Source organism: Lysinibacillus sp. VIII_CA (assembly GCF_049943995.1).
Classification (GTDB): domain Bacteria; phylum Bacillota; class Bacilli; order Bacillales_A; family Planococcaceae; genus Lysinibacillus; species Lysinibacillus pinottii.
Map to the genome: position 1 here is coordinate 1 of NZ_JBNFXM010000028.1, position 24,659 is coordinate 24,659.

Annotated in this window: 19 protein-coding genes; all 19 read right to left on the bottom strand. The window is 38.7% G+C overall.

The window, feature by feature from the left end; all coding sequences use genetic code 11:
* Positions 1-122: 122 nt before the first annotated feature.
* Positions 123-1,319: an MFS transporter gene (locus ACP3VS_RS22360; protein ID WP_012292042.1), complete on the bottom strand. Its 1,197-nt coding sequence runs from the start codon at positions 1,317-1,319 to the stop codon at positions 123-125.
* Between the two features lie 313 nt (positions 1,320-1,632).
* Positions 1,633-2,994, bottom strand: coding sequence for a serine protease (locus tag ACP3VS_RS22365; protein WP_031416810.1), 1,362 nt, complete (start codon positions 2,992-2,994; stop codon positions 1,633-1,635).
* A gap of 528 nt (positions 2,995-3,522) precedes the next feature.
* Positions 3,523-5,034 (bottom strand): glycerol kinase GlpK, encoded by a 1,512-nt coding sequence (gene glpK / locus ACP3VS_RS22370; RefSeq protein ID WP_426390043.1) that lies wholly within the window; start codon positions 5,032-5,034, stop codon positions 3,523-3,525.
* Between the two features lie 3 nt (positions 5,035-5,037).
* Positions 5,038-5,841, bottom strand: coding sequence for an MIP/aquaporin family protein (locus tag ACP3VS_RS22375; RefSeq protein ID WP_012292038.1), 804 nt, complete (start codon positions 5,839-5,841; stop codon positions 5,038-5,040).
* A 162-nt stretch (positions 5,842-6,003) separates the two neighbouring features.
* Complete coding sequence (locus ACP3VS_RS22380; RefSeq protein ID WP_012292037.1) at positions 6,004-6,561, bottom strand: glycerol-3-phosphate responsive antiterminator; 558 nt, start codon at positions 6,559-6,561, stop codon at positions 6,004-6,006.
* A gap of 71 nt (positions 6,562-6,632) precedes the next feature.
* Entirely contained in the window at positions 6,633-8,276 is a 1,644-nt protein-coding gene (locus tag ACP3VS_RS22385; protein WP_031416806.1) for a glycerol-3-phosphate dehydrogenase/oxidase, read from the bottom strand.
* Between the two features lie 195 nt (positions 8,277-8,471).
* Entirely contained in the window at positions 8,472-9,440 is a 969-nt protein-coding gene (locus ACP3VS_RS22390; protein ID WP_031416805.1) for a tRNA dihydrouridine synthase, read from the bottom strand.
* A gap of 116 nt (positions 9,441-9,556) precedes the next feature.
* Complete coding sequence (gene rlmD / locus ACP3VS_RS22395) at positions 9,557-10,921, bottom strand: 23S rRNA (uracil(1939)-C(5))-methyltransferase RlmD (RefSeq protein WP_036162511.1); 1,365 nt, start codon at positions 10,919-10,921, stop codon at positions 9,557-9,559.
* 109 nt (positions 10,922-11,030) lie between these two features.
* Positions 11,031-11,153: a cytochrome bd oxidase small subunit CydS gene (gene cydS, locus ACP3VS_RS22400; protein ID WP_012292033.1), complete on the bottom strand. Its 123-nt coding sequence runs from the start codon at positions 11,151-11,153 to the stop codon at positions 11,031-11,033.
* Between the two features lie 14 nt (positions 11,154-11,167).
* Complete coding sequence (locus ACP3VS_RS22405; protein ID WP_031416799.1) at positions 11,168-12,193, bottom strand: cytochrome d ubiquinol oxidase subunit II; 1,026 nt, start codon at positions 12,191-12,193, stop codon at positions 11,168-11,170.
* Positions 12,190-13,536, bottom strand: coding sequence for a cytochrome ubiquinol oxidase subunit I (locus ACP3VS_RS22410; RefSeq protein WP_012292031.1), 1,347 nt, complete (start codon positions 13,534-13,536; stop codon positions 12,190-12,192). Before ACP3VS_RS22410 ends, ACP3VS_RS22405 begins: the two co-directional genes overlap by 4 nt.
* Before the next feature lie 450 nt (positions 13,537-13,986).
* The gene (locus tag ACP3VS_RS22415) at positions 13,987-14,901 is read right to left on the bottom strand and encodes a diacylglycerol kinase (protein WP_025115774.1); all 915 of its coding nucleotides are present in this window, start codon (positions 14,899-14,901) and stop codon (positions 13,987-13,989) included.
* Between the two features lie 72 nt (positions 14,902-14,973).
* A complete protein-coding gene (locus ACP3VS_RS22420; RefSeq protein ID WP_012292030.1) occupies positions 14,974-15,537 on the bottom strand; it encodes a thioredoxin family protein in 564 nt (187 codons plus the stop codon).
* A 160-nt stretch (positions 15,538-15,697) separates the two neighbouring features.
* Positions 15,698-17,125 carry an Asp-tRNA(Asn)/Glu-tRNA(Gln) amidotransferase subunit GatB gene (gene gatB / locus ACP3VS_RS22425; RefSeq protein WP_012292029.1) on the bottom strand — a complete coding sequence of 476 codons (1,428 nt, stop codon included), beginning with the start codon at positions 17,123-17,125 and terminating at the stop codon, positions 15,698-15,700.
* A gap of 1 nt (position 17,126) precedes the next feature.
* Complete coding sequence (gatA, locus tag ACP3VS_RS22430) at positions 17,127-18,590, bottom strand: Asp-tRNA(Asn)/Glu-tRNA(Gln) amidotransferase subunit GatA (RefSeq protein WP_012292028.1); 1,464 nt, start codon at positions 18,588-18,590, stop codon at positions 17,127-17,129.
* A 24-nt stretch (positions 18,591-18,614) separates the two neighbouring features.
* A complete protein-coding gene (gene gatC, locus ACP3VS_RS22435; RefSeq protein ID WP_012292027.1) occupies positions 18,615-18,902 on the bottom strand; it encodes an Asp-tRNA(Asn)/Glu-tRNA(Gln) amidotransferase subunit GatC in 288 nt (95 codons plus the stop codon).
* Between the two features lie 232 nt (positions 18,903-19,134).
* The gene (locus ACP3VS_RS22440) at positions 19,135-20,274 is read right to left on the bottom strand and encodes a CamS family sex pheromone protein (RefSeq protein ID WP_031416797.1); all 1,140 of its coding nucleotides are present in this window, start codon (positions 20,272-20,274) and stop codon (positions 19,135-19,137) included.
* A 109-nt stretch (positions 20,275-20,383) separates the two neighbouring features.
* Positions 20,384-22,387, bottom strand: coding sequence for an NAD-dependent DNA ligase LigA (ligA, locus tag ACP3VS_RS22445; RefSeq protein WP_012292025.1), 2,004 nt, complete (start codon positions 22,385-22,387; stop codon positions 20,384-20,386).
* A 14-nt stretch (positions 22,388-22,401) separates the two neighbouring features.
* Positions 22,402-24,651, bottom strand: coding sequence for a DNA helicase PcrA (gene pcrA / locus ACP3VS_RS22450; RefSeq protein ID WP_012292024.1), 2,250 nt, complete (start codon positions 24,649-24,651; stop codon positions 22,402-22,404).
* Positions 24,652-24,659: the final 8 nt, after the last annotated feature.

Genomic DNA, 24,659 nt, shown 5'->3' on the forward strand with positions numbered 1-24,659 from the left:
GGTGCAATACCGAACTCATTTTATCCAAGCTTCCTAAATCAAAATAACCGTGTCTAACTTTTAGGGGTCACTTCACTCCTCCTTTTGAAGAAGTGGAATTCGTTCTTTTGTAATTAATAGAATTAAGCTGTTTGCAAGGCTTCAGTTGAGCCTTTAAGCGTTAGCATGACCATAAAGGAAATGCCATATAGTGCTGCTAAGTAAATCATGACGACTGTCATATCATAACTTTGTAAAATATAGCCGACAAAGATTGGTGAAAATCCTCCTATTGCTCGGCCAAAGTTAAAAATTGTATTTGTTGCTGTACTACGAATTTGCACAGGATAGAAGCTACTAATTAATGCACCGTAGCCAGCAAACATACCATTAGAGAAAAATCCTACAATGGCACCGCCCATTAATATAGCCACAGCTCCTGTCGCAAAGGAGTAGAGAAAGACTGCACATGCAGAAGCCAATAAAAAGATACCAAATGCACGTTTCGCACCAAAACGATCCATAAATCTTCCGAAAGTGAGCATGCCAATAATCATACCGACTGCCGTACTAATTGTCCACAATGCAGAGCTTGAAACAGATAAGCCTTGCGATTTTTGGAGCATTGATGGTAGCCAGATCATCAGACCATTATAGCCTGCAATTTGAACAGTAGCCATTAATATTAGGGAAAGGGTTGTCATAGTGACACGAGGTGTTACAAATAGCTGTGCCAATTTCCCCTTTTTTTGCATGTTGCTTTCATTTTTTTGCGATGCCAGCCATTCTGGTGATTCATGAAGATTTTTTCGTACAATAAAGGCAAAGATCACTGGCAATACACCAATAAAGAATAGTGCTCTCCATCCTAATGTCGGTAAAATAACGGCGCTTAATAAAGCTGCTAATATTACCCCATACTGTGCACCTACACTCACATAGGAAGATGCTCTTCCTTGTTTATTTTTTGGCCAAGCCTCAGCAACAAGCGCCATTCCAATACCGTATTCTCCACCAGCACCTAGTCCAGCGATAAATCTATATACATAAACTTGTTCAATACTGGTTGCTACTCCTGTCAGGGCTGTACCGATTGCAAACAAAATGATCGTATATGTGAACACTTTTACTCGACCATACTTATCTGCGAGCACACCGAAAATAATCCCACCTAAGAGCATGCCTATATTTGTGATGGATGAAATCAATCCACCTGTTGCAAGATCGATGTTAAATTCTGCAATAATCATTGTCATCGCAAAAGAAATAAACATAATGTCCATTCCTTCTAGCGTTAACCCGGCCACTGAAGCGACCACGGTTTTTTTACGATAATCCATTCTTTCTAACCTCCAGATGTTTATTGTCTTTCTCTTTTAGAGTTCAGGTGAATGGATTATAGCTGTCTTGTCCATTCTCTTTTGAAGCCTCACAGGACTTCCTTTAAAAGAGGTGTATTTGAACAAAAATAAAAGCCCTTTAGTCAGAGAAGACAAAAGGGCATGCTAAATTAAAGATATTATAAGCCTAAGAATATCATGTAGCCCTTTTCAGCCTCTCTGGACCGTATTAAAGGTAATTTATTTCGTTCATTTATACCGTTCTACATTCTATAAGATTATGCATAAAAAAGCAATGGTTGAATAGTGGAAACTAACTAGGTAACTCAATAAAGTTTTGAGCAAATTGATAGATAACATGAGCTGGTACAGCCAAATTAAGATTCTGACCATCATCAAATCCAGCTGTAATTAAACCGACCAACCTCCCTTGCATATCCAATAAAGCACCACCGGAACTTCCGTTTGAAATAGCAGCTGTAAATTGAACCATAGACATTTTTCGTATATCCCTAAATCCAGCAACAATTCCATCAGAGATCGAATTAAATAAACCTAGAGGACTGCCAATCGCTACAATCTTTTGTCCTCTGACTAAATGACCATCCATTTTAACAGGTAAAGGTTGGCTTGTTCTGTCCACTTTCAAAATAGCCAAATCATGTATATCATGATATTTCACAAATTGATGCGTAGTATATTCGTTTGAATCATTTTCATATAGCACAGAATAATATTCCCCACCACTTACAACATGCAGGTTCGTTAAAATATAACCCTCTTGATGAAGAACAACACCAGAACCAAAACATATCACTTTGTGATCTACTCCAAAGGTTTTAATCATGACAACTGATGTGGCTAAAGAAGCTAACTGTTCATAACTACACTCTTCTCTTGTAACCATTCTAGAACTAGGGGTTGGGAGAATCGTCGGTTGTTGTGGTGGTATGCTTTTCATTGAGAGCATTTCAGGAATTATGAATTCTTTTTCATAGTAATCCGAACAACTCTGCAAATTAGATGCGGCTGCTATGATAGGATACAAATTAGTGATATCCCCTTTAGGATTCATATAGCATATATCGCAGCCAAGTGTCGATAAGAAATATAAAAATAATGATTCATGCTGCGTAATGTCACCTATAAAAACAATTTTAGGGGATGCTTGATTTTCCTTAGAAAAAATTTGTGGTAAATAATAATCCATCCAATATAAAAATTTAACTGCAAAGTTTTTTAGTAAAGTGTCATTCGCATGCGGCTGTTGTTCTTTAAAAAGATGGAGAATATTTTTAAAGCTAAGCTTTTTTGTCCATTCGAGTTGATTATTCGCTAATTTACCGCATAAAGATGTCTCATACAGTAACTGTATACTATCAGCAGCAGCCTGCCATTCTCCCCAAAGCTCCGACAGTCTATCTGCATCTTTCTTATTATTGATGACCTCAAGCCTATGTAGTCGTAAATAAAATACGCTTTGCTTTGTGAAATACTCATCCATTTTTAAAATATCTTCTTTATAAAGATCTACAGAATCAGGTATACCAATATATCGTAGAAAGACTACTTCCTTCGTAAGGGCATTATTGTTAGGACTGATCTGCATAAACTCCTGAAAAGGATTAGCTAACTTTTTATACTTAATTTTTAACGGTCTCATTGTCACAACCATCTTCATACAACTCCTATAAGCACGTCATTACATATAATGGTACTTATATACAATTCTCTGACATCTCTCTAAATCCTCTATTCCTAACAAACAAAAATGCTCAACTCTATAAAGAATTAGACGTTTACTTCACCTTTCTCAAATAAAAATATGATACATATCACAAGTATGACTAATGGTAGGGCTTTGTATAAATAAAAAGCCATGCATAAAAACAAGAACCCCAGCACCAGCATCTGTAGCTTGAGAGCACCAATAGCTAATGCAAATGGCCATACAGACTGATTGAAAAGTCAAACCAGCTATACGGTGAGCTGTTTGAGAAGAAATCATGCCCGAATAAAATAAAAAGGAATGAACAGTGGAAGGCCTCGCTCAAATAATCGAAAAATTGAGGGCTCATTGGACATTAGCTAAGAGCTAGCTATCTGGAGACAACATAAAAATAGAGAAATCCAAATTTGAATGCCTCGAATTCAGATTTCTCATTAATTGAATAGTTATGTCCCAGTCTCTCAAACGATTCACTTACTTAAATACTTGTGCTGCAGCAACTGCCTTTTTCCATCCTCCATAAATTTTATCACGATGGTCATTACTCATATTTGGTGTAAATTGACGATCTAAATTCCAATACTTGCTGATTTCCTCTGTCGAATGCCAATAGTCAACTGCTAAGCCAGCTAAATACGCTGCACCTAAAGCTGTTGTTTCATTAATAATGGGGCGATCAACAGGAACATCCAATAAATCTGCTTGGAATTGCATTAAGAAATCATTGGCCACAGCTCCGCCATCTACACGTAATTTTGCTAATGGAATATTCGCATCAGCCTCCATTGCCGCTAATACATCCTTTGTTTGATAAGCTAATGATTCTAGTGTCGCACGTACAAAATGCTCCTTCGCTGTTCCTCGTGTTAAGCCAAAGATAGCTCCTCGCACATCAGAATCCCAATATGGTGTTCCTAAGCCAACAAATGCTGGGACAACATACACACCATCTGTTGACTCTACACGTGTTGCATATTGCTCTGATTCACTTGCACTGCGGAACATACGCAAGCCATCACGTAACCATTGAATCGCAGAACCTGCTACAAAAATACTGCCCTCTAAAGCATACGTTACTTTGCCATCTAAGCCCCAAGCTAATGTAGTCAATAGGCCATTATTTGACTTCACAGCCTTTTCTCCAGTGTTCATTAACATAAAGCAACCTGTGCCATATGTGTTCTTGACCATACCTTCCTCAAAGCATGCCTGACCAAATAGTGCTGCTTGTTGGTCACCTGCAGCACCCGCAATTGGGACAGCAGAGCCAAAGAATAATGCCTCCTCTGTATAGCCATAAACTTCAGAAGAAGGACGTACTTCTGGTAGCATTGAGGCTGGAACAGTTAAAATTTCTAATAGTTCTTCATCCCACTTTAAATCATGGATATTATACATCAATGTACGAGAGGCATTTGAATAATCTGTTACATGTACTTTTCCACCGGATAGCTTCCAAATTAGCCAAGTATCAATTGTACCGAATAGCAATTCTCCGGCCTCCGCTTTTTCACGAGCACCCTCAACATGATCTAAAATCCACTTCACTTTTGTACCAGAGAAGTAAGCATCTATTAATAGACCTGTTTTTTCTCGGAATAAATCATTGTAACCGCTTTCCTTTAATCGCTCACAAATATCATTCGTTTGACGTGATTGCCAAACAATTGCGTTATAAACAGGCTTGCCAGTATGTTTATCCCAAACTACTGTTGTTTCACGTTGATTGGTAATCCCAATCCCTGCAATTTGACTTGAACTCACACCTTTTTCTGATAACACTGTTGCAATACAAGATAGAATAGATGACCAAATTTCCTCTGCATGATGCTCTACCCAGCCTGCTTGTGGAAAATGTTGTTGGAATTCTTGTTGTGCTGTGTGTACGATTTTACCCGTTTCATCAAAAAGAATAGCCCTTGAGCTTGTAGTTCCTTGGTCTAACGCTAAAATATATTTTTTTCTGACATAGAAATCCCTCCAAATAAATTAGTCTTCTACTTGAACATTTTTAACGGTTAATTGTGCTCCTATGAAAATAGCAATCACAATCACTGCAACAATCCAAAATGCTAAACTATTTTTCCCTTCGAATATTTGTTGGAAAAACAATGCACCAAATGTACCACCAATAATGGGACCTACAACTGGTATCCAAGCATAACTCCAACCAGAATCACCTTTGCCTGCAATCGGTAAAATAAAATGCGCAATACGCGGACCTAAATCACGTGCTGGATTTATTGCATAGCCGGTAGGGCCCCCTAAAGCCATCCCAATTACAATAATTAACAAACCAACTAAAAATGGATTTAAACCATCTGTAATAGTATTTGTACCTAACGCTAAAATCCCTAAAACTAAAATAAATGTTCCTATCATTTCTGATAATAGATTTGATAAAGGATGCTTAATAGCTGGCATTGTGGAAAATGGTGCTAATTTAACATCAGCATCTGCTGTTGCCTGCCAATGTGGTAAATACATAAAGTAAACAAGCGTAGCCCCTAAAAATGCACCAATCATTTGTGCGGCAATATAGGATGGCACATCTGCCCAAGGAAAATTTCCAATCGTGGCAAGGGCAATGGTTAGTGCCGGATTTAGGTGAGCACCACTGATTCCACCTACTGCATAAGCTGCCATTGCAACCCCAAGCCCCCATGCAAAGGTAATAACAATCCATCCACCACCAAAGCCCTTTGATTTGTTTAACACGGCACCTGCTACTACGCCGCCACCAAATAAAATAAGAATCATTGTGCCGACCAGCTCAGCTGTAAACGTAGACATAGTTTAATCCCCCTTTGTGATAATAGCCCATAGAAAACAAAAAGGAACCCACATCCAATCAAACTACATTACTACATGTAGTTGAACAAATGTGGGTTCCTTTTCCTAACCACGTGCGTATGAACTTATGTCCATTTTAGAGAAAAAAACATACAGAGTCAACTATTTTTTGAAATTTTCCCATAATTGTCTATTGGATGTTGTAACGGCGATAGCACCACCAGCTAATGCTTCTTCAATATTGTCCACTGTACGCACTAAGCCACCTGTAATAACAGGGATTTGTGTACGCTCATAGATTTCCTGAATCATCGATGGAATAATGCCTGGTAATAGCTCAATATAATCAGGCTGCGCTGTTTCAATCATCGAATAACTTTTCTCAAGAGCAATCGTATCAATCAAAAACACACGTTGAATAGCCATAATTCCACGAGCTTTGGCTTTCATTAGCATATTGGAACGAGTTGAAATAATGCCAGCTGGACGAATATCATTACATAAAAAGTCTGCTGCAAAATTATCTGTTTTTAAACCATGAATTAAATCCGCATGAATAATTAATTTTTTTCCATGTCGATATGCCTCACGCTTTAAAGACATCAATAAGCTAATGTGCACCTCCAATAGCACAATATAATCGAATGGACTTGCTATTATCTCGTCAAACTGCTTGACGGTACGCGCAGCAGGAATCACCTGTTGATTATCAAAATGCATTCCATTCTCTCCTTCCCTTATAATACAGTGTGAATGCTCACCCTTATATTATGTTGAGAATAACTACCTCATTATAGCGCAGTTGTCGCTCGTTTTATTTCTTTCTTTACATCTTCTTCATATTGTGTCCGTTGCTGTGTTGTCCAGTTGAGTTGCTTAGCCATTTCATCTAAAATAGCCTCTTCATACTGTTGAACAGTGGCCATTTGAAAGAACATATATCCTGTCCGACGAACCAAAAAATCATTTGGATGAACGACCATTTCATGATGAATCCCATACATTAATTGTGCATATAGCCATGATGGTAAGATGGAATGCCCTTCCTTTACATAATTAAAAACAATCTCTACGTTGCTACCATAATGCTGCGATAAGAATTTCGCCTCCTCCTCCGATAAACCTATTTTCTTACCTAATCTTGTATGGTCATATAAGAAGGCATAAAATTTATTTGAGCCGCCCATATGGCCACCAGAAATCGGAATATTTTTTGTGGTACACGGTGAAGATTTAATGCCAAATTGTTGATCTAGCTCTTGTGCAATCGTATTTAAAACTGTTTCGGCCATTTTACGATAACCTGTTAATTTCCCACCTGCAATTGTTACAAGGCCCGATGGTGAAATCCACACTTCATCCTTACGAGAAATTTCAGATGGATTTTTTCCGTCCTCATGAATTAATGGACGAACACCTGCCCAGCTTGATTCAATATCCGCATCTTCCACCTTCACATTTGGGAACATATAATGAATCGCCTTCATTATATAATTGCGATCTTCTTGATAAATATCCATATTGCGAGCATCGCCCTCATAAAATGTATCTGTTGTACCTACATAGGTTTTTCCTTGTCGAGGGATGGCAAATACCATGCGGCCATCAGGTGTATCAAAATAAACAGCTTGCTTTAATGGGAATTTGGATTCATCAAAAACAATATGCACACCTTTCGATAAAATTAAATGCTTCCCTGCTTGCTTCCCTTCAATTGTGCGCACATCGTCCACCCATGGACCAGCAGCATTAACGACAGCCTTTGCACGAATTTCGATTGGATGATTTGTTAATAAATCCGTTGCAACAATACCCCTTATTTTTTGCTGTTCATTATATAAAAAGTTTTCGGCTTTTATATAATTCAATAATGTTGCCCCTCTTTCAATGGCTGCCTTTGCTACTTCAATGGTTAAACGAGCATCATCCGTACGATACTCTACATACATTCCACCGCCAAGTAATCCCTCAGTTTTCACTAATGGCTCCTTCTCAATGGTTTGACCTGTACTTAACATATAACGGCGCTCTGCTCGTTTAACTCCTGCTAAAAAATCATAGACACGCAAGCCGAGATTTGTAGAGTATTTTCCAAATGTCCCTCCCTTATGAAAAGGTAATAACATCCAAACAGGTGTTGTCACATGTGGACCATTTTCATAAACAATGGCACGTTCCTTCCCTAACTCTGCTACCTCTTTTATTTCAAATTGCTTTAAATAACGTAAACCGCCATGTACTAATTTTGTCGAACGGCTAGAAGTCCCTGCTGCAAAATCCTGCATTTCCACTAATGCTACAGACAGACCGCGAGCAATAGCATCCAGTGCAATACCACACCCTGTAATACCGCCACCAATTACTAATAAATCGTACTCCCTATCTTGAAGCTCCTCTATTGTTTGTTGTCGTTGTAACGCAGAAGCTGTACTCATCATTTATTTCCTCCCTTATCATTTTAACGATAAAAAAGACCATCAAAAGCATATGTACGCTAGGCACATATGTTTTCAATGGTCTCTCAGTTACTCAAACCTGCTATTAACTTACTTTTTATTGTAATATGCACATTCAAAAAAGGCAAGTTTCTGTTTAGTGTCAGGGTACTGCTTACCTCACCCTAATAAAGGTTATTCAACATGATTTGCTTCAAAGCGATCAAGCAATGCACGCACCTCATCTGTTGATTTCGTGTTCATCAATTGGCTTCTTAACTCACTGGCACCTCGGAATCCTTTGACATATATTTTGAAAAAGCGATGAAGTCCTGTGATAGAGCGTGGGAGTACTTCCTCATATTGATCTTGAAGATCGAGCTGCAGTCTTAAAAGGTCAAGATACTCTTTACTGCTATGCTCCTTTGGTTCTTTTTCAAAAGCAAAGGGATTTTTAAAAATACCTCGTCCAATCATTACGCCATCAATACCATATTTTTCGGCGAGCTCTAGCCCGGTTTGTCGATCAGGGATGTCTCCATTGATCGTTAATAGCGTATTAGGTGCGATACGATCGCGTAATTTTTTGATTTCAGGAATGAGCTCCCAATGTGCATCAACTTGGCTCATTTCCTTTCTTGTGCGCAAATGAATCGATAGGTTCGCAATATCTTGTTTGAAAATATGCGTTAACCATTCCTCCCATTCCTCTACATCCTTATAGCCAAGTCGTGTTTTCACACTGACAGGCAGTCCACCCGCTTTGGCAGCTTGAATCAATTCTGCCGCCACATCAGGACGTAAAATAAGGCCACTCCCTTTTCCCCTCGATGCCACATTTGGCACAGGACAGCCCATATTAATATCAATACCTTTAAAGCCTAGCTCTGCCATGCCTCTACTCATTTGACGGAAATACTCAGGATTATCTCCCCAAATATGTGCCACCATCGGCTGTTCATCTTCTGTAAAAATCAAACGGCCACGCACACTTTTCTGCCCCTCTGGATGACAGTAGCTATCTGAATTTGTAAACTCTGTGAAAAATACATCCGGTCTTCCAGCTTCACTGACTACTTGACGAAAAACAACATCTGTTACATCCTCCATCGGTGCCAGTACAAAAAATGGACGCGGCAAATCACGCCAAAAATTATCTATCATGTTCATTCCAAATCCTCTCACTATCTGTATAACTTTAATTCTGACTCAAAAACAAGTGGATGAAAAATTATAAAAAGCAGATGGTATAGATTTTTTCTATATCAACTGCTTTTCTATTATACCAACTCTAACCACGCAACCGCTTCACAATGTGTGGAATGCGGGAACATATCTACTGGCTGAATTTCTTGTGTTTGATAGCCGCCATTCTCCAAAATACGAAGATCGCGTGCTAGTGTAGCTGGATTACAGGAGACATAGACCACTCGTTTTGGACGCTGCTCTAAAATAGTAGTTAAAAGTGCCTCATCACAGCCTTTACGTGGTGGATCTACCACCAGTACGTCTGCTTCCTTTCCTTCCTTATACCATCTAGGTATAACTTCCTCAGCTGGTCCTGCCTCAAAATAAGTATTTGTAAAACCATTGAGTACAGCATTGCGTTTGGCATCTTCAATCGCTTGTGGGACAATTTCTACGCCCATAACTGCCCTTGCCTTTTGTGCCAGGAACAAGGAGATCGTTCCGATTCCACAATAGGCATCAATCACTCGTTCATCTCCTTGTAAGTTAGCATAATCAAGTGCTTGTTTATAAAGGACCTCAGTTTGCTCTGGGTTGACTTGATAGAAGGAGCGAGCAGAAATTTCAAAGCGTACGTCGCCAATTGTGTCAATAATAACGTCCTTGCCCCAAAGGTTCAATGTGTCGTCACCAAAAATCACATTCGTTTTCTCATGATTAACATTTTGCATAATTGAAGTGACGTTCGGAACAAGCTTTTGAATTACTGCAATGGCTGCTTCTTTTTGTGGAAATTTTTTCTTTTTCGTCACGAGAACAACCATGACCTCACCTGTTGCCCGTGCTTTACGAATGACAACATGGCGCAACATTCCTTCGTGGGAAAGTTCATTGTAGGGGCGCATGCCTATCGCCACTAATTCTTTTTTCAAGCCTACTAAAATTGCATCTGCTTCTCCCGTTTGAATCAAGCAACGCTCCATATCCACAATGCTATGCGTCTTCGTTTTATAAAAACCAGCAATAGCTTGTCCTGCTTCATTTTCAGAGAAAGGAATTTGCGCTTTATTCCGATAATGCCAAGGCTCTTTCATTCCTTTTACAGGCAGAACAGGTGCATCTATTTTGCCAATGCGTTGCATCACATTGCGTACCATATTTTCTTTCCATTTGAGCTGCCCCTCATACGATAAATGCTGTAATTGACAGCCTCCGCATTGCTTAAAGTAATCGCATGGAGCTTCTACTCGATCGGGTGATGGCTTAATAATATCTACAACTTTTGCAAAGCCATAATTTTTTAAGGTTTTCATCACATGGATTTCGGCTGTTTCGTTCGGAAGTGCGCCTTGTATAAATAATGGATAGCCATCTACCTTAGCAACACCATTGCCATCATGTGTTAAGTCTTCTATATAAACTGAAAGTCGTTCATTCTTTTTCACGGGTGCTGACATTCGTACATCCTCCATTTCAATCTCCTTATTGTAGCATGTGTTGGCGAATGAAAAAAGAACAAGACTTACCTGTTATGTCGTTCTCCTAACTAACTTGAAAAAAGAGCCGCTATTCGCGACTCTTTCCTTGCTCTTTTGTTATATGATAATCCCTTGGTGCCCACCAAAATGCACACAAGATTCCAAGAATGACGACAATAAAAGGCGCATAAAAAATTAAAAAACTTTGCATACACTCATTTCCTCCTATGCGTGATTGTCTTCTTTTCCAGTCACATAGTTTTTATTGAACAAGAATAATTTCATCAATAAATAAAGTGAAGGGAGCAGGAGACAAAGTCCTAAAATAAAGGCAATAATTAAAGCAATTGCCATTTGTGTACTTGTGAAGCCATCATAAATTGTTAAATATGGATACAGCAAATACGGATATTGCGCAATACCATAAGCGAAGAATGCTACTGCAAATTGAGCAATAAGAAGCGCAACTGCAAGCCCGTATTTTTTACGCAGCGCAATGAGGAGCACTGTAATCATAAATAATATGGCTGATATCGCAAACATCCACCATAGATTCACCATGTGCCCATAACTTTCAGGGTTAATGGACTTCATTTCATACATGATGCCTAACGCGCTAACCATCAAAGGGGCTGCCCATAAAAGTGCATATTTTCTCATTAGCTTCGTAGCTTCCTTGTCATTCGCTTTATGTGCATACCAAGTTAAGAATACTGCCGAAATGTAAAGTACAGCGGCAATACTCAGTACCACAATGCTCCAAGCAAATGGACTCGTATATAAAGTCCAGTAGTTTAAAACAGGCTGCCCATTAACGAGGTCCACATAACCTCCACCAGCAATAGCAAAGACAACAGACAAAGATGCGGGAATTAATAAACCTGCGACACCATATGTCAGCGTGTAACCAATATGTCCTCTCGTACCATACGATTCAAAGGCATAATAGGAACCCCGAATAGCCAATAGGACAAGAGAAATGCTGACTGGTATCAGTAAAATAGTTCCGTAGTAAAAAGCAGTTTGCGGGAAAAATCCTACAATCCCTACAAAGAAGAATACCAAAAAGACATTGGTTACTTCCCAAACAGGCGATAAATACCGTTTAATAATATTCGTTAAAATATGATTCTTCCCTATCAGTAAGCTATAGGCGTTAAAGAAACCAGCACCAAAATCAATCGATGCGACAATGACATAGCCAAATAGGAATATCCACAATACTGAAATACCTAGAATCTCTAATGTCATAGGATGTCACCACCTTTTTCAGAGTGGCGATCTTCAATCTCACGCTCAATTGGATTCTTTTTAAACATTCGCACCAAGACGACAATACTTCCTACCGCTAATACTGCATATACACCTGCAAACAACAACAGCATTAAATCCACATGATCACTCGTTGTGGCTCCTTCTGGTGTTCGCATCAAACCATAAAGAATCCATGGTTGACGTCCAACCTCTGCAAGCCACCAGCCTGCTTCAATGGCAATGATAGAGAGTGGGCCACCCGCCACAATGATCCATCGATACCACCGTGAATGTATAAACTGCCAGCCCCGTGCTTTCCCTACAACATACAGTAATGAAACTAGCACCATAAACATACCTATAGAAACCATGATATCAAAGAGATAATGAATATAGAGAGGTGGTAAATCCTCTTCCTCGAATTGATCTAATCCAATTACCTCTTCATTAGGATTAAAATGTGCAAGAACGCTCAAAGCATACGGAATTTTAATAGCATATTTCACTTCTTCTCCATCTAGTACGCCAAATAAGACAAGAGAAGCCTTACCTTCTGTTTCAAAATGCCATTCTGCTGCGGCTAATTTTTCTGGTTGATATTCCGCTAAGTATTTTCCCGAGAAATCTCCAATCACAGCTGCTGCAATAGAGAAAATTAAACCAATTTTCATCAGCAATAATAATGATTTTTTATGGTATACATGTTTCGATCCTTTCAGCATTCGGTATCCTGCAATAGCTGCTAATACAAATGCAGATGTCATATATGCTGTTACCAGTACATGCGCCACCTTTGTCGGCATAGCAGGGTTAAACATCGCTAAGAAGGGTTGAATATTAACAAGTTCCCCGTCGACAATATCGAAGCCTCTCGGAGCATTCATAAAAGCATTCACGATTGTAATAAATACAGCTGACATCGATGCGCCTACTGCAACTGGAATTAACAATAGCATATGCTTTTTCTGACTATCGAAGCGGTCCCAAGTATATAAATAAATACCCAAAAATATAGCTTCAAAGAAAAATGCAAACGTTTCCAAAAAAAGCGGTAAAGCAATGGTTTGACCAGCTAGTTGCATAAAGTTGGGCCATAATAATGATAATTGTAAGCCAATTGCGGTACCAGTCACAACACCCACTGCAACCGTTATGACGAAACCACGTGCCCAACGTCTTGCCATTAAAATATAATGCTCATCATTCTTTTTATACCCAGTCCATTGAGCAATCATGATCATTAACGGGACACCTACACCTATCGTTGCATAAATAATATGGAACGATAATGTTAATTCCGTTAATGCGCGACTCCAATAGACTGCTGATTCGTTTATCATCTCATTGCCCCCTAGCTTCCAAATATTCTTCCAAGAATGGAAAGTAGCATAATGATTGCAACACCAAAGCTTAGCCAAATAAGCTTCTTCTCCTGTGACTTATACAAAAGCAACACTTCCTTTCCCTTATCCATACCCCATTTTCCACTATTACAACGAAAAAAACCTTTATAATGGACCGGAATTTCAGCCTATTATTAAGGTTTCAAATTTTGTTCAAGTAATATACGCACATTTGCCAAACATTTTTCTTATTTCATTCACAATCCCTAATTCTAAAGGTTGGACTTACTACATATTGAATTTTTCGCTGCTGGTTATTTGATTTAGTCTATTATCTTTTTAATCGTTTCATACGAAATTTTAGTTGCCTATCAAGGAGTTTTTAACTTCGTTTCCTATACACAAAAAAGCTCACCCTCGCTAAAACAAAGATGAGCATTTCCTATTTTAAATACGGTCTTCCTCGCGAATATCTGCAAGAGGGACAAAAATTTCGATATGACGCTTTAAATTTTCAAAGGTAGCTGGAGCGTCTCCACCATATTCTCCATCTAGATTAAGATGGACTTCGTTTTCAGTCGTGACTTTGACAACACTCGCTTTTTTGTAAATGACCCGATCATCATTTAAATGTTCGCCTCTTAATGCCATAGCCGCCAATTGAATAAACTCAGGTAGACTTACTTTCTTTAACACTAATAATGTAAAGTATCCATCATTAATACTTGCATCTGGTGCAAGTTTTTCAAAGCCGCCTACAGAGTTGGTTAAACCACATAAGAACATCATGGCATCACCGTCAAACACTTCTCCATCGTATTCTATGCGCATATGGGAAGCTTTGATGGATGGAATCATCTCTACTGCTTTTAAATAATAGGCTAACTGCCCAAGCATTGTTTTCATTTTACTTGGTACTTCATATGTTAGCTCCGTAATGCGTCCGCCAGCAGCAATATTGATGAAGTAGCGTTCGCCATTTAATAGACCGACATCCACTGGCAATGTATCGCCCTGTATAATAATGTCTACCGCCTCATCAATATTTCGTGGGATATGCACAGCACGGGCAAAATCATTTGTAGTGCCCATTGGAATTAGACCAACTTTTGGACGGTTTTCAAATGGACTTACACCTGAAACAACTTCATTTAAAGTGCCATCTCCACCAACTGCGATGATTATATCAAAGCCACGGTCGACTGCATCTTTTGCTGCAAGTGTTGCATCGCCTTCACCGGTTGTTGCGTGACAGGATGTTTCATAGCCTGCTACTTCTAATTTTTCCAACACCTCTGGTAGATGTTTCTTAAACGCTTCGCGTCCAGATGTAGGATTATAAATGATTCTTGCTCGTTTCATAACATACCTTCCTGCTTCATAAGATTCTATTTCATTCAACGATTTACTCGCTAAAATGTTGCATTACGTTTGTTATTTTTGTAACGCGTTTGACACCTGTTTTTTAAAGTCGTCATAAACATACGTCCAATATGTTGGGTTCGTTATATTTTCCTCGCGAATTTCCGCATAAAGAGCTTTTTGAGCTTCTTCAAATGTGGGATCTTCTTTATCTGGTAAGCTTGCACGCTTCGTTACAACAAGCTCTTGTAATTCAGGTGCACGTGGACCCCACTTTCCAATCACCTCACCAGTGCTATCTAATAGCAAGTAAATAGGAATAGCACGACCACCGTTTGTTAGATAACGATCAATTAGATCTGTGTCCGCATCACGGAAAACTGTTCGCATGTCCAATTCAGCTGCTTCAGCAACACGACGAACAATGGGATTGTTTAACATAGCATCTCCGCACCAATCTTCCGTAATCGTTAAAATTTTAGGTTTTTTGTCTTTTAATAATTCAATAAAGCCATCGTTTGTTGGCACTACATAACTGTCATAAATGCGGAAACTCTCTTCTTTAAGAGTCGTCATATTGTCCATATATTGTTGAATTGAAATAGCTTCATTAAAATATTGTTGTTCTGATTTCATTAGTTCTCGTCCCCCTTATAATTATCTAATCTATATTTTGCTATGAATACTCCTTTTAAACAACTATTAAGTATTATAAATTTCAATATTGTTACATTTATGAAAAATAATAGCCGAGAAAGCAATTAAGCTCTCTCGGCTACTATGTTACAACGAGTAATTATCGTTTGGCAATTTCTTGTTGCAATAATTTATTGACCATTGGTGGGTTAGCTTGACCTTTAGTAGCTTTCATAATTTGACCAACTAAGAAACCAATAGCACGATCCTTACCATTTTTGAAATCTTCAATAGACTGTGCATTATTGTCTAAAACTTCTGTAACAATGGCAAGTAAAGCACCTTCATCAGAAATTTGAACTAAGCCTTTTGCTTTTACAATTTCTTGTGCAGAACCGCCATTTTCAACTAATTCAGCAAACACTTTTTTACCGATTTTAGAAGAAATAGTACCGTCAGTGATTAATTTCACCATTTCAGCAAGGTTTTCAGGTGTTAATGCAGTATCCTTTAAGTCTTTTTGTTCTGCGTTTAAATAAGCAGAAACATCACCCATCAACCAGTTAGCAGAAAGTTTCGCATCTGCACCGTTGACGATCATCGACTCGAAGAAGTCTGAAATTTCTTTAGAAATAACAAGAACTCCTGCATCATATGGTGTTAATCCTAGCTCTTCAACATAACGCTTTTTACGAGCATCTGGAAGCTCAGGAATTTCTGATTTTACGCGCTCTAACCAAGCGTCATCAATAGAAAGACGAACTAAATCTGGCTCTGGGAAGTAACGGTAATCATCTGTTCCTTCTTTCACACGCATTAAAATTGTTTTACCCGTTTTTTCATCGAAACGACGAGTTTCTTGCTCAATAACGCCACCTGATAATAATACATCTGCTTGACGTAATTCCTCATGCTCTAAACCACGACGAACATAGTTGAAAGAGTTCAGGTTTTTAAGCTCTGTTTTTGTACCAAACTCTTCTTGACCATAAGGACGAATAGAAATATTGGCATCACAACGAAGTGAACCTTCTTCCATTTTACAATCAGAAACATCTGTATATTGGATAATTGATTTTAATTTTTCTAAGTAAGCATAAGCTTCATTTGGCGTACGAATATCTGGCTCAGAAACGATTTCAACAAGCGGCGTACCTTGACGGTTAAAGTCCACTAGTGAGTGATCACCCGCATGTGAAAGTTTACCTGCATCTTCTTCCATATGAAGACGAGTAATACCGATACGTTTTGTGTATCCGTCTACTTCGATGTCAATCCAGCCATTTTTGCCGATTGGTTTATCAAATTGTGAAATTTGATAAGCTTTTGGATTATCAGGGTAGAAGTAGTTTTTACGGTCAAATTTCGTTTCTTGTTCGATTTCCATATTTAATGCAAGAGCTGCACGCATAGCGAAATCTACCACATTTTTATTCAGAACTGGTAGGACACCAGGATAACCTAGATCGATTACTGTTGTGTTTGTATTTGGTTCAGCACCAAAGTGAGCAGGTGCTGGTGAGAAGATTTTTGAGTTTGTTTTTAACTCAACGTGTACTTCTAAACCAATGACTGTTTCAAAGTTCATGTTATTTTCCCTCCCACATTTGAGGAACTTGTTTATGGAACTCCGTTGCTTGTTCAAAAGCATGAGCTACACGGTAAATAGTTGCTTCATCAAAGTATTTACCTATAATTTGTAAACCTAGTGGTAGTCCGTTGTCAAAACCACATGGAATGGAAATAGCAGGTACACCCGCTAAGTTCATCGGAATTGTTAAAATATCGTTTGCATACATGGTCATCGGATCATCAACATTTTCACCAATTTTGAAAGCTGGTGTTGGTGATGTAGGTCCAATGATAACATCAAAGTCTTCAAATACTTTGTCATAGTCTGCTTTGATCAGTGTACGTGCTTGTTGTGCTTTTTTGTAATACGCATCATATGTACCTGCGCTTAATGAATAAGTCCCAAGCATGATACGGCGTTTTACTTCATCTCCAAAACCTTGCGCACGTGTTTCTTTATATAGATCCATTAAATTTGTCACGTTTTCTGCACGGAAACCGTAACGAATCCCATCAAAACGAGATAAGTTAGAAGACGCTTCAGATGAAGAAAGGATATAATACGCAGCAAGCGCATATTTAGAATGAGGAAGAGATACTTCTTCTACAGTCGCACCTAAACCTTTTAATACCTCTAATGCTGCAAGCACTGATTGACGTGCTGCTTCTCCTACACCTTCACCGAGGAATTCCTTTGGTACAGCGATACGCAAGCCTTTTACATCTCCAGTAAGAGCAGCAGCATAGTTTGGCACCTCTACGTCAGCAGAAGTAGAATCATTTGGATCTAAGCCTGCAATAGCCTCAAGTAATAACGCGTTATCTTCAACATTGCGTGTAATGGGTCCAATTTGATCTAAAGAAGAGGCGAATGCCACTAGACCAAAACGAGACACACGACCATATGTAGGTTTCATCCCTACAACACCACAGTATGCTGCTGGTTGACGGATTGAACCACCTGTATCTGAACCAAGTGAAAATGGCACTTCCCCTGCTGCTACTGAGGCTGCAGATGCACCTGAAGATCCACCTGGCACATGATTTAAATTCCATGGATTTTTTGTTGTTTTGTAGTATGAGTTTTCATTCGATGAACCCATTGCAAACTCGTCCATGTTTAGTTTACCGACTGTAATCATACCGGCTTCACGTAGCTTGTTGACAACAGTTGCATCGTAAATTGGCATAAAGCCTTCCAAAATTTTAGAGGCACATGTTGTTTCTAAGCCTTCTGTTACAATATTGTCCTTCACACCGATTGGAAGACCAAATAGCGGTCCACGCTCTTCAAATGGTACCTTATCCATTTCAGCAGCTTGTGCAGTTGCTTTTTCTTCGTTTGAAGCAAGGAATGCTTGTACATCGCCATCAAGCTTTGCAATGCGCTCGTATGCTTCTTTCGTTAAGTCAGCGATTGATAAGTTACCTGCTTTAATTTCCGCTTGTAACTCCTTAGCTGAACGTTCAAATAACGTCATGAGGAATCCTCCTATGTTTTAGTATTACATGATAGCTGGTACTTTTACTTGACCATCTTCTTGTTCTCTTACATTTAACATCATTACTTCACGGTCTAGACCTTTTACTGCAACATCTTCACGCATTACATTAACTAATGGTAAAACATGCGTTGTAGGTTCAACATTCGCTGTATCTAGTTCGTTTAATTGCTCTGCAAAGTCAGTAATTTTACCAAGCTGTTCAGCAAACTTCTCAGCTTCCTCTTCAGTAATTGCAAGACGTGCTAAATTTGCCACGTGCTTTACTTCTTCTTTTGTTAATTTAGCCATTTTTTACACCTCCGAATACTTGCTCCATTTATTGTTTTTATTGATAACAATAGGGTTGGATAAAGTTAACCATGCCAATAATCATAACATTTTTCATATTAAAAATCACAACTTTCACCAAAAATATAGAAACTTTCACTACTATAACGAAGTGTTGTGAATCTATACCAGTTGTTTTCCTTTAAGTCTCTCTTTCTACATAAAAATATAGTCAGCACAAAGGCTGACTATATTATTCATAGACATGTACATAAGGGTCCGTGTCATTGGCCTTTTTATTGATTAATGCCTCGGGACCATTGACAGAAGTAATACTCACCTCAACATGAATATTATTAAATCGATTGATTAATATACCTGTCAAATATTGTGTGAATCCAATGATTTCTGCTTTGCCGAAAAATTGGATAGGAATTTCGATCGTCAGTTTTTGGATTTCTTTATTGCGATAGAAACCTGTACCAATAACACTCGTATAATTTGAGAAATATTTATCAACGTCTTGCTTAAAGATTTTGAAGTTTTTACTCACGTCTCGGTATACATCCTGCGAATCATCTGTTGGGAATAATACATAGTTTTCATCTATTCCTTCCCAATCAGCAATGTTGTTCTGTCCAGCTTTTGCTACACCATAGCTAAAATAGGCTCCAGGAATAATCTGATTCCGAGGTTGTTGCTTAAACAGGCCAACAACAATTGGAATATCCTTTAGCTCATCGCGCGTACGTAAACGTGAAACAATCTCAGCGGCCATTTTTTTCCCTTGCTCAACAAGCTCAGACTCTGATATTGGTTTCTCGTAATATTCGCCATACTGTTCTTTTTGATAATAATAAATAGAATTAAGCGCAAGACCTATTGAAATTCCACCTAATTTCACTTTATTATCTTTTGTTTTTGTTAAGTAATTTTGCTCAACAATATGAGATAAATAAATAGGTGCCTTTGTTGCTCGCTCTTCGGGTGTCATTGTATCTGTTGTTGGTGGATTTAATCCGTCTTCTGTCTGAGAGCTTCGAGCAAGCCAAGAGCTCACCGTACTTTCAGCTAAATATTGACCCTCTTGGAAGTAATAGTTTTCAGTGTCAAACTCATTGTGCGAAAGACGCATTAAACCTGCTTCCACTTCCTTCATATCATACTTCGTAAAAATATTTGATACAACTAGGCCTCTACTGGCACTCTCTTTATAAGGAATAAGTGTCTTATAATAAGAATCGTCAATTTGTATACTGGGGATAATGGTTGTTTCAGTTTTTTCATTTTGTTGTGTTTCCTGCGTAAGCTCTGTTCCCCCTTCATTAGAAGGTACACAGCCGACTAACATTGCAGCTGCTACAAGTGCTGGAATGAGTCGAAAAGACTTCATTATATTTAGTGCTCCTTTACTCATAATCAATTTGGTTCGACGAATCACTGAGATATAACCATTTAGCAAAACGCATGTCTTTTATGAGGTTATATCTTCAGTATATTTATTAGATAAGGTTAAGTTGTTCAATTAAGTTGTCTTCATTCCAAACTTCAATACCTAATTGCTCAGCCTTTGCTAGCTTAGAGCCTGCATCCTCGCCTGCGATAACAAGATCCGTTTTTTTACTGACACTACCTGTGACAGTCCCACCTAACTCTTCTATTTTCGCCTTTGCTTCGTTACGTGTCAATTGCTCAAGTTTACCAGTTAAAACAATTGTTTTTCCTGCAAAAGGATTATCGCCTACCACTACTTCTACTTTTTTTCCTTTAAAAGTCATATTCACGCCCACTTCAGCAAGACGTTCAATGACTGCACGTGCGTCATCATTGGAGAAGTATTCCACTAATGACGATGCCATTTTATCGCCAATCTCATAGATAGCCACAAGTTGTTCCTCTGTTGCTGCCATGACAGCTTCCATTGAGCCAAATTGCTCTGATACAATTTTTGCAGCCTTTTCACCAACGTGACGAATTCCTAGACCAATTAATAAACGTTCCATCGAATTTTCCTTCGAGGCTTGAATCGCATTGACTAAATTGGTTGCAGATTTTTCGCCCATCCGTTCTAGCTCAACCAATTGCTCAATGGTTAAATGATATAAATCAGATACATCATGTATTAAATCCGCACGCAATAACTGCTCAACCACTTTATCTCCAAGGCCATCAATATTCATAGCATTACGAGACACAAAATATTTAATGCTTTCTGCAATTTGAGCAAAGCATGCAGGATTTACACAGCGCAAAGCAACCTCACCCTCAATACGAATCAATTCACTATCACAAACCGGACAATTTTTAGGCATCTCAAACGGTACAGAGTTTTCAGGACGCTGCTCGATGAGCACACCAACAACTTGTGGAATAATATCACCGGCCTTTCGAATAATGACCGTATCCCCAAGACGTATATCTTTATCTCGTATAAGATCTTCATTGTGTAAGGAAGCACGCTGCACCGTCGTCCCCGCTACTTGAACAGGCGTTAAAATAGCTGTTGGCGTGACAACCCCTGTACGCCCTACTGTTAAATCAATATCTAGTAATGTCGTGACAACTTCCTCTGCAGGGAATTTATAAGCAATGGCCCAGCGTGGACTTTTTGCCGTATAGCCTAGCTCATCTTGTTGAGCATAGCGGTCGACTTTTATAACGATTCCATCTATTTCATAGGCTAGATGTGGACGATTTTCTGTCCAATGCTCAATAAAGGCCATAACCTCTTCAATTGTAGAGCAACGCTGACGCTCCTTATTGGAAGGGAAACCTAGATCCTCTAAATAATCAAGCATTTCTGCATGTCCATCGATGCCATAGATTTCACCATCTCCTCCAATGGCATAGATGAAAGTTGATAGCTGGCGACTTGCAGCAATTTTAGGGTCTAACTGTCGTAAAGAGCCTGCAGCAGCATTACGTGGGTTAGCAAATAGTTCTTCACCATTGTCAGCACGTTGCGCATTTAATTTTTCAAATGATTTTTTTGGCATGTACGCCTCACCGCGTACTTCGATTGTAATTGGTTCTTTTAAACGCAGAGGAATAGCATGAATGGTCTTTAAATTGGCTGTAATTTCTTCCCCTACAACACCATCTCCTCTTGTTGCACCCTGGACAAACACGCCATTTTCATATTTTAACGAAATGGCAAGACCATCTATTTTCAGCTCACATACATAGGAGAAATGATCACCAATAGCCTGTCGAACCTTACGATCAAATTCTTGTAAATCTGCTTCGTTAAAAGCGTTTGATAGACTTAGCATTGGGTAATCATGTGTCACCTTTTTAAAGCCCTCTACGACAGTTCCGCCAACACGTTGCGTGGGTGAATCGGGAAAAATAAGTGATGGATTGGCCTCTTCTAACGCAATCAATTCATGCAATAATTGATCATAAACACTGTCAGCAACGACTGGTTTATCTAGTACATAATAGGCATAACCATATTCATGTAATAATTTATTTAACTCCGCTATTCGCTGTTCTATTTCGTTCATTTACGTTCCTCCGCTTACGCTTTTTCAATCGGTGCAAATTGTGCCAGTAATCGCTTAATACCAATTGGTTGTGGAAAAGCGATATCAAGCTCTGTACTATCACCTTCGCCTTTTACACTTACAACCATACCTGTGCCCCACTTTTTATGGACGGCTTTGTCTCCAGCCTTCCAGCCGTACTGATCTCCGCCTGTCGATTGTAAGCGCGCTGTGGCAGGCTGAGTTTGTTGAACGGACCCAAGTGTACGTTTTTGATAATTACTTGAACGATTGCTAGTAGCAAACGGTACATTCGTTTTAGCACCAGCTTTGGAGATGGATTCGGTAATATCTTCGGAAATCTCACCTAAAAATCGTGAAGCATTATTAAAGCTCGAACGGCCAAAAATTGTTCGGCTTTGTGCACATGTTAAATATAGACGTTCCTCTGCGCGCGTCACACCAACATACATAAGGCGACGTTCTTCTTCCATTTCATCTTGATCATCAAGGGAGCGCGAATGCGGGAAGATATTTTCCTCCATACCGATAATAAAAACAATAGGAAACTCTAAGCCCTTAGCAGCATGCATCGTCATTAAAATAATATTTCCCTTGGAAGCATCCTCTTTATCAAGTGCATCGATATCAGCAATTAATGCTAAATCTGTTAAAAATGCTATTAAACTTTTATCATCACTGCGCTCCTCAAATGCTTTTGTGACAGATAAGAACTCTTCAATATTCTCTAAACGACTTTCAGCTTCAATCGTCTTTTCATTTTGGAGCATTGTACGGTACCCAGATTTATCAATGACTTGCTCAACAATTTCAGTGACCGATAAATATTCTTGCATTTCAGTAAAACCTTTAATCATTGCATAAAATTGCTCTGCTGAGTTTGCCGCTTTCCCAGATAGACCCATGAAAATAAGATCATTCATAGCATCAAAAATGGAACGATCCTGCTCAATAGCATAACGGGCCATTTTCTCAAAAGAAGTGGCGCCTATACTACGTTTGGGTTCATTAATAATACGTGCAAGTGATAAATCATCGTCATTATTAGCAATAAGGCGCAAATAAGCAAGTAAGTCTTTTATTTCTTTTCGATCATAGAACTTTGTCCCGCCAACAATTTGATACACCATATTGGATTTAACAAGTACTTCCTCCATCACACGTGACTGAGCATTCGTACGATATAAAATGGCAAAATCATCAAATGTACGGTTTTCCTTTTCCATCAACTGTTGGATGGTTTGTACAACAAATTGTGCTTCTTCCTGCTCATTATAAGCTTTGTATAACGCAATTTTTTCTCCCTCTGCATTTTCTGTACGCAGTTCTTTTGGGTAACGTGTTGTATTATTTTGAATGACGTCATTTGCTGCTTGGAGGATGCGTTTAGTTGAACGATAATTTTGCTCAAGCATAATCACCTTAGCATTCGGATAATCCTTTTCAAAGGAAAGGATATTACCGATATCTGCACCACGCCAGCGATAAATTGATTGATCAGAATCCCCTACAACACAAATATTTTTAAATTTTTTAGCTAATAATTGCACAAGTAAGTATTGGGATTTATTGGTATCCTGATATTCATCTACATGAATATATTGAAATTTATTTTGATAGTATTCCAACACCTCTGGTACGCGTTTGAACAACGTAATGGTTGTCATAATTAAATCATCAAAATCGAGGGATTGGTTACGACGTAATCTTTTTTCATAGCCTTTATAAACACGTGCAACGGTTTGTTCATAAGGATTTTTATCATTCATATGACCGGCGTAATCATCTGCTGTAATACACTCATTTTTAGCTGCACTAATAGCATTTAAAATTGCTCTTGGCTCAAAACGCTTTGGATCGATATTCTCATCCTTCATTACATTTTTAATCACTGAAAGTTGATCCGTAGAATCTAGGATGGAGAAATTACGAGATATGCCTAGTTGATCGATATTGCGACGTAAAATTCTTACACACATGGAGTGGAAAGTAGATACCCACATACTATCGCCTGTCCCATTGCCAAGAATACCGTCGATACGCTCTCGCATTTCACGAGCAGCTTTATTAGTAAACGTAATGGCTAAAACTTTGGATGGGTATACTTCCTTTTCTATAATTAAGTAAGCAATACGATGTGTTAATACTCGTGTTTTTCCTGACCCAGCACCAGCCATAATCAGTAGTGGTCCCTCAGTGGTTTTGACCGCTCTTTCTTGTTCAGGATTCATTCCTGCTAGTAAATTTTTTGTTAACTGTTCCATTTCGCACC

Bases quoted from the DNA above. Each gene is read 5' to 3' on its own strand.
- ACP3VS_RS22360 (WP_012292042.1), bottom strand. From the start codon at position 1,319: ATGGATTATCGTAAAAAAACCGTGGTCGCTTCAGTGGCCGGGTTAACG.
- ACP3VS_RS22365 (WP_031416810.1), bottom strand. From the start codon at position 2,994: ATGGTTGTGACAATGAGACCGTTAAAAATTAAGTATAAAAAGTTAGCT.
- ACP3VS_RS22375 (WP_012292038.1), bottom strand. From the start codon at position 5,841: ATGTCTACGTTTACAGCTGAGCTGGTCGGCACAATGATTCTTATTTTA.
- ACP3VS_RS22380 (WP_012292037.1), bottom strand. From the start codon at position 6,561: ATGCATTTTGATAATCAACAGGTGATTCCTGCTGCGCGTACCGTCAAG.
- ACP3VS_RS22385 (WP_031416806.1), bottom strand. From the start codon at position 8,276: ATGAGTACAGCTTCTGCGTTACAACGACAACAAACAATAGAGGAGCTT.
- ACP3VS_RS22390 (WP_031416805.1), bottom strand. From the start codon at position 9,440: ATGATAGATAATTTTTGGCGTGATTTGCCGCGTCCATTTTTTGTACTG.
- rlmD (WP_036162511.1), bottom strand. From the start codon at position 10,921: ATGTCAGCACCCGTGAAAAAGAATGAACGACTTTCAGTTTATATAGAA.
- cydS (WP_012292033.1), bottom strand. From the start codon at position 11,153: ATGCAAAGTTTTTTAATTTTTTATGCGCCTTTTATTGTCGTCATTCTT.
- ACP3VS_RS22405 (WP_031416799.1), bottom strand. From the start codon at position 12,193: ATGACATTAGAGATTCTAGGTATTTCAGTATTGTGGATATTCCTATTT.
- ACP3VS_RS22410 (WP_012292031.1), bottom strand. From the start codon at position 13,536: ATGATAAACGAATCAGCAGTCTATTGGAGTCGCGCATTAACGGAATTA.
- ACP3VS_RS22415 (WP_025115774.1), bottom strand. From the start codon at position 14,901: ATGAAACGAGCAAGAATCATTTATAATCCTACATCTGGACGCGAAGCG.
- ACP3VS_RS22420 (WP_012292030.1), bottom strand. From the start codon at position 15,537: ATGAAATCAGAACAACAATATTTTAATGAAGCTATTTCAATTCAACAA.
- gatB (WP_012292029.1), bottom strand. From the start codon at position 17,125: ATGAACTTTGAAACAGTCATTGGTTTAGAAGTACACGTTGAGTTAAAA.
- gatA (WP_012292028.1), bottom strand. From the start codon at position 18,590: ATGACGTTATTTGAACGTTCAGCTAAGGAGTTACAAGCGGAAATTAAA.
- gatC (WP_012292027.1), bottom strand. From the start codon at position 18,902: ATGGCTAAATTAACAAAAGAAGAAGTAAAGCACGTGGCAAATTTAGCA.
- ACP3VS_RS22440 (WP_031416797.1), bottom strand. From the start codon at position 20,274: ATGAAGTCTTTTCGACTCATTCCAGCACTTGTAGCAGCTGCAATGTTA.
- ligA (WP_012292025.1), bottom strand. From the start codon at position 22,387: ATGAACGAAATAGAACAGCGAATAGCGGAGTTAAATAAATTATTACAT.
- pcrA (WP_012292024.1), bottom strand. From the start codon at position 24,651: ATGGAACAGTTAACAAAAAATTTACTAGCAGGAATGAATCCTGAACAA.